The sequence below is a fragment of the Pseudomonas sp. 22072 genome (assembly GCF_052046095.1).
GTDB classification, from domain to species: Bacteria; Pseudomonadota; Gammaproteobacteria; order Pseudomonadales; family Pseudomonadaceae; genus Aquipseudomonas; species Aquipseudomonas paracarnis.
In genome coordinates this window covers 169656-179922 of record NZ_JBQEQE010000012.1, presented here as the reverse complement: position 1 = coordinate 179922, position 10267 = coordinate 169656, and the positions used below count along the sequence as shown (strand labels likewise).

Genomic DNA, 10267 nt, shown 5'->3' with positions numbered 1-10267 from the left:
CCGCACAGTTCCAGGCTGCCGGCACTGGCGCGCTCCAACCCACTGAGCAGGCGAAACAGCTCGGTACGCCCCGCGCCCACCAGCCCGAACAGGCCCAGGATCTCGCCCTTGCGCACCTCAAAGCTGATCGGTTCACGCAGGCCAGGACCGAGCAAGCCGTCTACCTTGAGCGCCACTTCGCCCTGCTCACGCGGTCGGTAATCGTAGATATCCTGGATATCGCGACCGACCATGCAGGTCACCAGTTGATCGTGGGTCAGCGTGTTCATGTCCTCGAACGTACGCACGTAGCGACCGTCCTTGAAGACCGTCACTGCGTCGCAGATACGGAACACTTCTTCCATACGGTGCGACACGTAGAGCACTACTTTGCCCTCCTCGCGCAGGCGCGTGATGATGGCCATCAAGCGGTCGATTTCCCGCGCCGAGAGGCTACTGGTCGGCTCGTCAAAGGCGATCACATGGGCGCCACGGGACAGCGCCTTGGCGATTTCCACCAATTGGCGCTGGCCCAGGGACAGGCGCCCGAGTTTTTCGTCGGGGTCGATTTCATCGGCCAGCCCCTTGAGGCAGGCCAGGGCCTGCTTGCGCAGCAGGCTCCGGTTGACCACGCCAAAGCGCGTGGGTAAATGCCCGAGGAACAGGTTCTCGGCCACGCTCATTTCCGGCACCAGGTGCAGCTCCTGGTGAATCACCGCCACACCGCTGGCGATGCTGTCGGCGGCGCATTTGAAGGCCATGGTCTGCGCGCCGATCTGCACCGTACCGCTGGACGGAATGTAGGCGCCGCCGAGGATTTTCAGCAGGGTCGACTTGCCGGCGCCGTTCTCACCCATCAGCGCGTGCACCTGCCCCGGGTGGGCGGTGAAGCAAATGCCATCCAGCGCCTTGACCCCGGGAAAGGTCTTGCCGATGCCTTCAAACCGCAGGGCCGAAGCGGTCATTTCCACAGCCCGATCTTGGTCAGTTCCGCCTGGAAGTTTTCACGGGTAATCAGCGTCACTTCGTCCATGGCCGTGTATTTCGGCGGCTCGGTGCCCTGGGTAACCCACTCGTACATCATCTCAGCGGTTTTGTAGCCTTCAATGTGCGGGCTGGGCAGCATCGAGCCGAAGAAGCCGCTGTTGGCTTTCTTCAATTCGCCGATGGCGTCGGTGCCATTGATGCCGATACCAATCACATTGGCTGCGGCGAAACCGGCACTTTCGGTGGCGCGCACGCCGCCGAGCACGGTGTTGTCGTTCATGCCGCCGATGATCAGGTTCTTCGCGCTACCCGGCAGCTTGACCAGTGCCGAGTTGGTGGCGTCCATGCTGCCTGGCACGTCGAGGGTTTTCAGCGGGGCGGTGAGGATGTGATCTTTAGGAATGCCAGCCTCTTCCAGCGACTTGATCGAGCCGTCGGTGCGCTTCTTGCCGGTGTCGAGCTCGTTGAAGGTGTTGATCACCGCGTAGGTGTCCTTCCAGTCCCAACCACGTTTTTTCGCTTCGGCGGCCATGGCGGCGCCCTGCTTCTGGCCTACCTCAAACGCGGCCATGCCCAGGTACGGCACGTCTTCCATGAAGTTGCCCTTGGCATCGACAAAGCGATCATCCACGGCCATCACTTTCAAACCGTTGACCTTGGCCTTGGCAACGATAGCCGGGCCCAGGGACACGTCCGGCGGGCAGATCACGAAGCCTTTGGCGCCGTTGGCGGCCAGGCTGTCGATGGCCGAGAGGGTTTTCTCGCCGTCCGGCACCGCGATCTTGATGAGTTTGAAGCCTTTGTCCTGGGCGGCTTTTTCCGCAAACGCCCACTCCGTCTGGAACCAGGGCTCTTCGGCCTGCTTGACCAAGAAACCGATTTTCACTTCTTCAGCGGCCAGCAACAGGCCGCTCAAGCTCATGGCCGAGACCGCCACAGCGGCGCAGCACAGGGAACGCAAACCACGACGACGATTCATAGGGGTGACTCCTTGTTGTTGTTTTTTTTCAATGTTCGTTTTGTGTACGGGTACTGTTGTGGCGAGGGAGCTTGCTCCCGCTGGGGTGCGCAGCGCCCCCCAAAAAAAGCCGGCTCCANGTCGAACGGGAGCAAGCTCCCTCGCCACAACAGCGCGTTTGGTTTATCCGGCGAAGCGGTGACAGGGCTTGCCTGGCACGTCGACCTCAATGGCCAATACCGCGCCATCAAGGGGGTGATCCAAGGGACTCGCCGCGCTGGTGATGTACAGCGTGGTGAGCTCGGGCCCACCGAACACGCAACTGGTGGGACGGCTAACCGGTAGTTCGATGATGCGATCCACCTCACCTGAAGGCGTTAGCCGCAGCAGGCAACTGCCATCCCAGCGCGCGTTCCAGATGTAGCCTTCGGCGTCCATGGCCGAGCCATCCGGCCCGCCGCGTGTGTGCGGCCCGAACCAGGCCTGGGCGGCGCCGAGTTGGCCGTCAGCCTGGATCGAATGCTGATAGAGCGTACCGTCCATGCTGTCGCCGAAATGCACCTGGCTGCCCGCCTCGTTCCAAAGCAGGGTGTTGGGAATGCCCAGGCCCGCCAGCAACGGCGTGACCCGCGCATCGGCATCGATGCGAAACAGGCCACCGGAGCGCCGGGTAATCGGCAGGTCTTCGCCCTGCTCGCCGATGTTGTTCTGCATGGTGCCCAACCACAGCCGGCCCTGGGCATCGCAGCGTGCTTCATTGCCGCGGTTGCCCGTTTGCGGGTCGACTACGCACAGCAGGGTCAAGGCTTCGGTGGCCAGGTCCAGGCGATATACGCCGCTGCTCAAGGTCACCAGCGCATCACCGCGTTGACAGGGGATGAACGCCGAGACGTGCTCAGGCAATTGCCACACCTGCAACTGCCCACCCATCAGACGCAGCGCCTGGCGGGCGGCGATATCCACCCAATACAGGGCCTGGGTCGGTACATCCCAGAACGGCCCTTCGCCCAACCGGGCACGGTGCGGGGTGACTGCGCTCAACGACATGAAGCCTCCTGATCAGTTACAGCGATTCGCGCGATGACGTGCCATTTACCAGGCGCTGAATACGCAAAGGGTTGGCGTTTTTCAACGCGTCGGGCAGCAGGCTATCAGGGTAGTTCTGGAAGCACACCGGGCGCAGGAAACGGTCGATGGCCAAGGTGCCGACCGAGGTGCCACGGGCGTCGGAAGTCGCCGGGTACGGCCCGCCGTGAACCATGGAATCGCACACCTCCACGCCAGTGGGGTAACCGTTGAGCAGGATGCGCCCGACTTTCTGTTCCAGCAGGGGCGTGAGTTCGGCGAACTGGTGCAGGTCGGTCGGTTCGCCGATGAGCGTGGCGGTCAATTGCCCGTGCAGCCCCTGCAGGGCGGCGCTGAGTTGGGCCTGATCGGCCACTTCGACGAACACCGTGGTGGGGCCGAAGACTTCTTCCTGGAGCACTTCATCGCCGTCAATCAACAGACGTACATCCGCCTTGAACAGTTGCGGTTGCGCCTGATCGCCCGATTGCGCGCTGCCCGCCAGATGCTGGATGCCCGGGTGAGACCGGAGTTTTTCCAGGCCCTTGCCGTAGCTGCCCAGGGTGCCGGCATTCAGCATGGTTTGCGCCGGTTGTTCACCAATCAATTGCGCGACCTGCTGAGTGAACGCGGTGAACGCAGGCGAGGCGATACCGATCACCAGGCCTGGGTTGGTGCAGAACTGGCCGCAGCCTTGTACCACCGACGCGGTCAGGTCACGGGCAATGCTTTCAGCGCGGGCTTGCAGCGCCTGGGGCAGCACGATCACGGGGTTGATGCTCGACATCTCGGCAAATACCGGGATCGGTTGCGGGCGCGCCGCGGCCATGTCGCAGAGGGCGCGGCCGCCTTTGAGCGAGCCGGTAAAGCCTACCGCCTGGATCGCCGGATGCTTGACCAGCGCCTCACCGACGCCGCCGCCAAAGATCATATTGAACACGCCAGCCGGCATCTCGGTGGCCTCGGCAGCACGAATGATCGCATCGGCCACGCGCTCGGCGGTCGCCATGTGCCCACTGTGGGCCTTGAACACCACCGGGCAGCCGGCGGCCAGCGCGGCAGCGGTGTCGCCGCCAGCCGTGGAAAATGCCAGGGGGAAGTTGCTGGCGCCGAACACCGCCACCGGGCCGAGGCCGATACGGTATTGGCGCAGGTCCGGGCGCGGCAGCGGCTGGCGCTCTGGCAGGGCCTTGTCGATACGCGCGCCGTAGAAGTCACCACGGCGCAGCACGGTGGCGAACAAGCGCATCTGGCCGCTGGTGCGCCCGCGTTCGCCTTTGATGCGTGCGGCCGGCAAGGCGGTTTCGCGGCAGACCAGTTCGACGAAGTCATCGCCCAAGGCGTCCAGCTCATCGGCCACCGCATCCAGGAACTGCGCACGCCGTGCGGCGCTCAAGGCACGATAGGCCGGGTACGCCTGGGCCGCGGCCCGGGCGGCGGCGTCCACTTCCTGGGCGGTGGCCTGGTAGAAATCCTGGGGCAAGGCTTCGCCGGTGGTAGCGTCGATGCTTTGCAGCTTGATGCTGCCGTTGGCGCTGCGCTGGCCGCCGATGTAGTTGTGGCCGAGGAACGGGGTCATGTTGATCTCCTTAAAGGGGGGTGACTTGGCCGGGTTCAAATGCCGCATCGCTGCTGCCGATACCGTTGATCAACGGCGCGCCGAATTCAGCCTGGCTGATCTCGAACACATCGCCCGGCTGGGTACGTATACCGTCGGCGAATGACAAGGTGGCGGTGCCGAAGAAGTGAATGTGCACATCGCCCGGCTTGAGGAACTGGCTGTATTTGAAGTGGTGGTATTCGAGGTTTTCCAGGCTGTGGCACATATTGGCCTCGCCACTGAGGAATTCGTTCTGCCAGATGACCTCGCCGTTGCGCAGAATGCGGCTGGTGCCCGCCAGATGCTCGGGCAGTTCGCCCACGCGCAACTCCGGGCCATAGCTGCAACTGCGCAGCTTGGAATGGGCCAGGTACAGGTAGTTCTTGCGCTCCATCACATGGTCGGAGAACTCGTTGCCCACCGCAAAGCCCAGGCGATAGGGTTTACGGTCATGCCCGATCACATAGAGGCCGCCGATTTCCGGCTCTTCGCCGGCGTCTTCGGCGAACGGCGGCACCGGGAAGGCCTGGCCCGGGCGCACGACGATGCTGCCATCGCCTTTGTAGAACCACTCCGGTTGCACACCGGCCTGGCCAGCGCCTGGTTTGCCGCCCTCCACGCCCCATTTGAAGATGCGCATGGTGTCGGTCATCGCGCTGTCGTCGCCGGCCTGCTGGTGCATCTTGTCGCGGGCCGAGGCACTGCCCAGGTGGGTGAGACCAGTGCCGCTGATCAGCATATGGGCCGGGTCCGGATGGTCCAACGGCGGCAGGATTTTGTGTTCCGCCAACAAGGCGGCGTAGTCATGGCTGACGCCCAGGCCGAGGGCTTCTACCTGTTGCTGCAACTTGCCGCCGACATCGATGGCAGCCAGCGCGAGTTCACGCACGCTGTGGGCGCCGCGCACTTCGCGTACCTGGTTGCCTTCTACCACGCCGACGCGGCGCTCACCGTTGCTCAACTCGAACTGAACTAAACGCATGCAGGTTCTCCTGGATTTAAGTGCGTGTGGCGCCACGGGCGCTGGCGGCGAATTGGTCGACGGGCAGCACGTGCTTGCGTTCCAACAAGCGGTAGACCACGAGGGTCAGCAGCAATCCGAACACCATCACACCGGATAAGAAATACAAGCCTGAGGCCAGGTTGCCGGTGTACTCCTTGAGCGCACCGATCACGAACGGGCCGATATAGCCGCCGAGGTTGCCCACCGAGTTGATCAAGGCAATACCGGCCGCCGCACTGGCGCCGGCAAAGAAGCGCCCCGGCAGGGTCCAGAACACGGCGGTGCAGGAAAACATGGCAAACGCCGCCAGGCACAGCGCGGCCATTTGCAACACTGGCACCGTGAGCCAGGCGCTGCAGAACAGGCCGATGGCGCCCAGCACATAGAGCACGGCGAGATGGCCGTAACGGTCGTTCAAACGGTCGGAACTGCGCGGGATGATCAACAGGCCGATGATGCCGAAGATATAGGGCACGGCGGAGATGAAGCCGGTGGTAAGGTCGCTGCCGCCAAACTGCTTGATCAGGGTCGGCAGCCACAAACCGAGGCCGTAGATGCTCAGGGTCACCGGCAGGTAGAACAGCGCCAGCAACAACACGCGCTTGTCCTTGAGCGCATGCAAGGGGTTGCCATGGCGCGTCTGGCCGTAGGCTTGCAAGTCTTTGTGCAGCTCGCCGGTGAGCCAGGCTTTTTCTTCCTCGCTCATCCAGTTGACCTTCTGGGGGCCGTCCGGCAGGTATCGCAGCACCGGCCAGGTCAGCAGGATCGCCGGGGTGCCGATCACGATGAACAGCCACTGCCAGCCATGCAGGCCAAGGATGCCGTCCATGCCGAGCAAACCGCCGGACACCGGGCCGGTGATCATCATTGCAATAGGTTGGGAGAGGATGAACAGCCCGAGGATCTTGCCGCGATGGCGCACCGGGAACCACTGGGTGATGTAGTACAGCACGCCGGGAAAGAACCCCGCCTCCGCCGCGCCCAGCAGGAAACGCATCACATAGAAGCTGTGCGCCCCCTGCACGAACGCCATGCCGATGGTGATGGCGCCCCAGGTGATCATGATGCGCGCAAACCAGCGCCGTGCGCCGAAGCGGTCAAGCATCAGGTTGCTGGGAATTTCGAACAGGAAATAGCCAATGAAGAACAACCCGGCACCGAGGCCATAGGCGGCGTCACCGATGCCCACGTCAGCGCCCATGTGCAGCTTGGCGAAGCCCACGGCGGAACGGTCCACGTAGGCGATCAGGTACAGCAGGATCAGGAAGGGAATCAGTTTCAGCGTGATGCGCCGAATAAGCCGCAGTTCCTGGCTCATGGGGTCGATCTCCGATTGTTGTTTTTATAGAAGCTCGGGGGACGCCTCTGACGAAATCCGCCAGGGCCATACCTCAGTTGAGACCGACTATATAGTATGACTATTTGCAAAACAACACTTCCAAAGCGGCGATTTTGCGCTTATGTTTAAGCACGCATAGAACATATAGTCATACAATAAGAGAATCGATCATGCCTGACAAAAAGCCCGGCCTACGCTCTGCCCAGTGGTTTGGTACCGCCGACAAAAACGGCTTCATGTACCGCAGTTGGATGAAGAACCAGGGCATTGCCGACCATCAGTTCCATGGCAAGCCGATCATCGGCATCTGTAATACCTGGTCGGAGCTGACGCCGTGCAACGCGCATTTCCGCCAGATCGCCGAGCACGTCAAGCGTGGCGTGATCGAGGCCGGTGGCTTCCCGGTGGAGTTCCCGGTGTTTTCCAATGGCGAATCCAACCTGCGCCCTACCGCCATGCTCACGCGCAACCTGGCGAGCATGGATGTGGAAGAAGCGATTCGCGGCAATCCGATTGACGGTGTGGTGCTGCTGACCGGCTGCGACAAGACCACCCCGGCGCTGCTGATGGGCGCGGCCAGTTGTGATGTGCCGGCCATCGTCGTCACTGGCGGGCCGATGCTCAACGGCAAGCACAAGGGCCAGGACATCGGCTCGGGGACGGTAGTGTGGCAGCTCAGCGAACAGGTGAAGGCCGGCACCATCACCCTGGATGATTTCCTCGCGGCCGAGGGCGGCATGTCGCGTTCGGCGGGCACCTGCAACACCATGGGCACGGCCTCCACCATGGCCTGCATGGCCGAGGCGCTGGGCACTTCCCTGCCCCACAACGCGGCGATTCCGGCCGTGGATGCACGCCGCTATGTATTGGCGCACATGTCGGGCATGCGCGCCGTGGAGATGGTGCGTGAAGACTTGAAGCTGTCGAAGATCCTCACCAAGGAGGCGTTTGAAAACGCTATCCGCGTGAACGCGGCCATCGGCGGCTCGACCAACGCCGTGATCCACTTGAAAGCCATCGCCGGGCGCATCGGCGTCGAACTCGACCTGGATGACTGGACCCGCATCGGCCGCGGTATGCCGACCATCGTCGACCTGCAGCCCTCCGGACGCTTTCTGATGGAAGAGTTCTACTACGCCGGCGGCCTGCCCGCGGTGCTGCGTCGCCTGGGTGAGGCCAATCTGATCCCCCACCCCAACGCCTTGACGGTCAACGGCAAGTCCCTGGGCGAGAACACCCAGGATGCGCCGATCTACGGCCAGGACGAAGTGATCCGCACGCTGGACAACCCGATCCGCGCCGACGGCGGCATCTGCGTGCTGCGTGGCAACCTCGCGCCCCTGGGCGCGGTGCTCAAGCCTTCGGCAGCGAGCCCCGAACTGATGCAACACCGTGGCCGCGCCGTGGTGTTCGAGAACTTCGACATGTACAAGGCACGCATCAACGACCCGGAGCTGGACGTGGATGCCAACTCGATCCTGGTCATGAAGAACTGCGGCCCCAAGGGTTACCCCGGCATGGCCGAAGTCGGCAACATGGGCCTGCCGGCCAAGCTGCTGGCCCAGGGCGTGACGGACATGGTGCGCATTTCCGATGCGCGCATGAGCGGCACCGCCTACGGCACCGTGGTGTTGCACGTGGCACCGGAAGCCGCTGCTGGCGGGCCGTTGGCGACAGTGAAGGAAGGTGACTGGATCGAACTCGATTGCGCCAATGGCCGCCTGCACCTGGACATTCCAGACGCCGAGCTGGCAGCGCGCATGGCCGACCTGCCGCCCGCGCAGAACCTAATCGTCGGCGGCTATCGCCAGCTGTATATCGACCATGTGCTGCAGGCCGACCAAGGCTGTGACTTTGACTTCCTGGTGGGCTGTCGCGGGGCAGAAGTCCCACGGCATTCCCACTAATTGGGATGCTATGATGCGGCGAATCTAAGCCAGAGCCTCCCCGTCGTTATGGATCACCAGCCGCCCAAGCCGCGCAAGAGCCAGCATGCCCAGATCGTTCAGGACTTGGGCATGCACATCGTTTCCGGTCGCTTCAAGCCTGAAGAACGCTTGCCCATGGAAGCCACGCTGTGCGAGGAATACCAGGTCAGCCGCTCGGTATTGCGCGAAGCCACGCGGGTGCTCAGCGCCAAGGGCCTGGTGTACTCCAAGCCACGGGTGGGCGCGGTGGTACGGCCACGCTTGAAATGGCACCTGCTCGACCCGGACGTGCTGTCCTGGTTGATGCAGTCCACGCCCCACAGCGAGTTTTTCAACACCCTGGCCGGGGTGCGCCGCATTCTCGAACCGGAAATCGCCGCCATGGCCGCGACCACCGCCACAGACGAAGACATCGCCACCATCGAACAAGCCTACCAAGGCATGGAAACCGCCAAGACCCACGAGGACCTGTTACAGGCCGACCTGGACTTCCACCGCGCGATTGCCGACGCCACCCGCAACGACCTGCTCGCCTATATGTGCAACATGCTCTCGCTGCCGTTGCGCGAGTCGATCAACATCACCAACCGCCGTCCGGATATCCAGGGCCTGAGTCTGCCTCGGCACAAAGCGATCCTCACGGCGATCCAGAACCGCGATGCCCTGGGTGCGCGGCATGCGTCGCTGGTGCAACTGGATGACACGCGGGTGGCGCTGGATACGGTGATGAACGTGTTGACGCCGTTGTGAGCCCGCGTCATTCCTGACTGTTATTGTTGGCCCTGGGGCAGGTGTTATCGCCCTCTTTTTTCAGCGCCAGCACGGCCTGGCGCTCGGATAGCAAGTGAGTGATGGCGCCGCCGATCGCAGCGGAAATCAACGCCAAGGCTTCTTTAGGCAGATTGATCGCCGCCCAGGTCAACCCACCGATCAGCAAGATGACAAACAGGATATTGAAACGTGACACGCCGAGTTTTATCGAGCGGACGATATCGGACGTGTCCTGCATTTTCTCGAAGCGTTTAAGGTCTTCGAACTTGCGCACCGATTCCAGGGTTTCCAGGTAATGGGTTTCGGCCCGCTTCAATTTCTTGATCACATCGGCTTCGAGCATGACCTCCTCTATCTCGATCCTGACCAGGCTGATATTGGCGCCTGGACGGCCTAGAATTTCCGAACTCAGCGAACTTTCGGCCAGCTCGGCCAGCAGATAGGTATAGGAGGTTTCGCTGATCTCCTTGGCATATTTTTGCAAGGCTGACGTGTAGCACTTGGTGGCGTATCGGGTGAACAGACGCTCGGCATCGTTGGTCTTTTTGATCAGGTCTTCAGCTTTCTCGATCAGTTCCCGTTCCATTTTTAATATCCCTATTAAGCGTGGCTTCGAAAAGCAATGAGCGCCGACCGC

9 protein-coding genes are annotated in these 10267 nt (G+C 62.4%); 2 read left to right on the top strand and 7 right to left on the bottom strand.

Translation table 11 applies throughout. The annotated features are described in order from the left end of the window. The 6 genes from ACTJLA_RS15015 to ACTJLA_RS14990 all read right to left on the bottom strand — a co-directional run. On the bottom strand, positions 1–944 hold a 944-nt coding region (locus ACTJLA_RS15015; protein WP_440841506.1), incomplete at its 3' end, for an ATP-binding cassette domain-containing protein. Continuing rightward, positions 941–1945, bottom strand: coding sequence for a substrate-binding domain-containing protein (locus tag ACTJLA_RS15010; protein ID WP_057977070.1), 1005 nt, complete (start codon positions 1943–1945; stop codon positions 941–943). The genes ACTJLA_RS15010 and ACTJLA_RS15015, both read right to left, overlap by 4 nt. Positions 1946–2107: 162 nt before the next feature. Then, positions 2108–2971, bottom strand: a complete 864-nt coding sequence (locus tag ACTJLA_RS15005) for an SMP-30/gluconolactonase/LRE family protein (RefSeq protein WP_313044398.1) — start codon at positions 2969–2971, stop codon at positions 2108–2110. A 16-nt stretch (positions 2972–2987) separates the two neighbouring features. Continuing rightward, complete coding sequence (locus ACTJLA_RS15000) at positions 2988–4568, bottom strand: aldehyde dehydrogenase (NADP(+)) (protein WP_314544414.1); 1581 nt, start codon at positions 4566–4568, stop codon at positions 2988–2990. A 10-nt stretch (positions 4569–4578) separates the two neighbouring features. Next, positions 4579–5571, bottom strand: coding sequence for an AraD1 family protein (araD1, locus tag ACTJLA_RS14995; protein ID WP_089042661.1), 993 nt, complete (start codon positions 5569–5571; stop codon positions 4579–4581). A 16-nt stretch (positions 5572–5587) separates the two neighbouring features. After that, the gene (locus tag ACTJLA_RS14990; RefSeq protein WP_032904118.1) at positions 5588–6910 is read right to left on the bottom strand and encodes an MFS transporter; all 1323 of its coding nucleotides are present in this window, start codon (positions 6908–6910) and stop codon (positions 5588–5590) included. 191 nt (positions 6911–7101) lie between these two features. On the opposite strand from ACTJLA_RS14990, the gene ACTJLA_RS14985 reads away from it, so the two are divergent. Both ACTJLA_RS14985 and ACTJLA_RS14980 read left to right on the top strand, forming a co-directional pair. Beyond that, on the top strand, positions 7102–8838 hold the full coding sequence (locus ACTJLA_RS14985) for an IlvD/Edd family dehydratase (RefSeq protein WP_089042659.1): 1737 nt from the start codon (positions 7102–7104) through the stop codon (positions 8836–8838). Between the two features lie 48 nt (positions 8839–8886). Continuing rightward, positions 8887–9609, top strand: a complete 723-nt coding sequence (locus ACTJLA_RS14980) for a FadR/GntR family transcriptional regulator (protein ID WP_034126739.1) — start codon at positions 8887–8889, stop codon at positions 9607–9609. A gap of 7 nt (positions 9610–9616) precedes the next feature. On the opposite strand, the gene ACTJLA_RS14975 is transcribed toward ACTJLA_RS14980, so the two are convergent. Then, complete coding sequence (locus tag ACTJLA_RS14975) at positions 9617–10216, bottom strand: hypothetical protein (protein ID WP_034126738.1); 600 nt, start codon at positions 10214–10216, stop codon at positions 9617–9619. Between the last annotated feature and the right edge of the window lie 51 nt (positions 10217–10267).

Bases quoted from the DNA above. Each gene is read 5' to 3' on its own strand.
- ACTJLA_RS15010 (WP_057977070.1), bottom strand. From the start codon at position 1,945: ATGAATCGTCGTCGTGGTTTGCGTTCCCTGTGCTGCGCCGCTGTGGCG.
- ACTJLA_RS15005 (WP_313044398.1), bottom strand. From the start codon at position 2,971: ATGTCGTTGAGCGCAGTCACCCCGCACCGTGCCCGGTTGGGCGAAGGG.
- ACTJLA_RS15000 (WP_314544414.1), bottom strand. From the start codon at position 4,568: ATGACCCCGTTCCTCGGCCACAACTACATCGGCGGCCAGCGCAGCGCC.
- araD1 (WP_089042661.1), bottom strand. From the start codon at position 5,571: ATGCGTTTAGTTCAGTTCGAGTTGAGCAACGGTGAGCGCCGCGTCGGC.
- ACTJLA_RS14990 (WP_032904118.1), bottom strand. From the start codon at position 6,910: ATGAGCCAGGAACTGCGGCTTATTCGGCGCATCACGCTGAAACTGATT.
- ACTJLA_RS14985 (WP_089042659.1), top strand. From the start codon at position 7,102: ATGCCTGACAAAAAGCCCGGCCTACGCTCTGCCCAGTGGTTTGGTACC.
- ACTJLA_RS14980 (WP_034126739.1), top strand. From the start codon at position 8,887: ATGGATCACCAGCCGCCCAAGCCGCGCAAGAGCCAGCATGCCCAGATC.
- ACTJLA_RS14975 (WP_034126738.1), bottom strand. From the start codon at position 10,216: ATGGAACGGGAACTGATCGAGAAAGCTGAAGACCTGATCAAAAAGACC.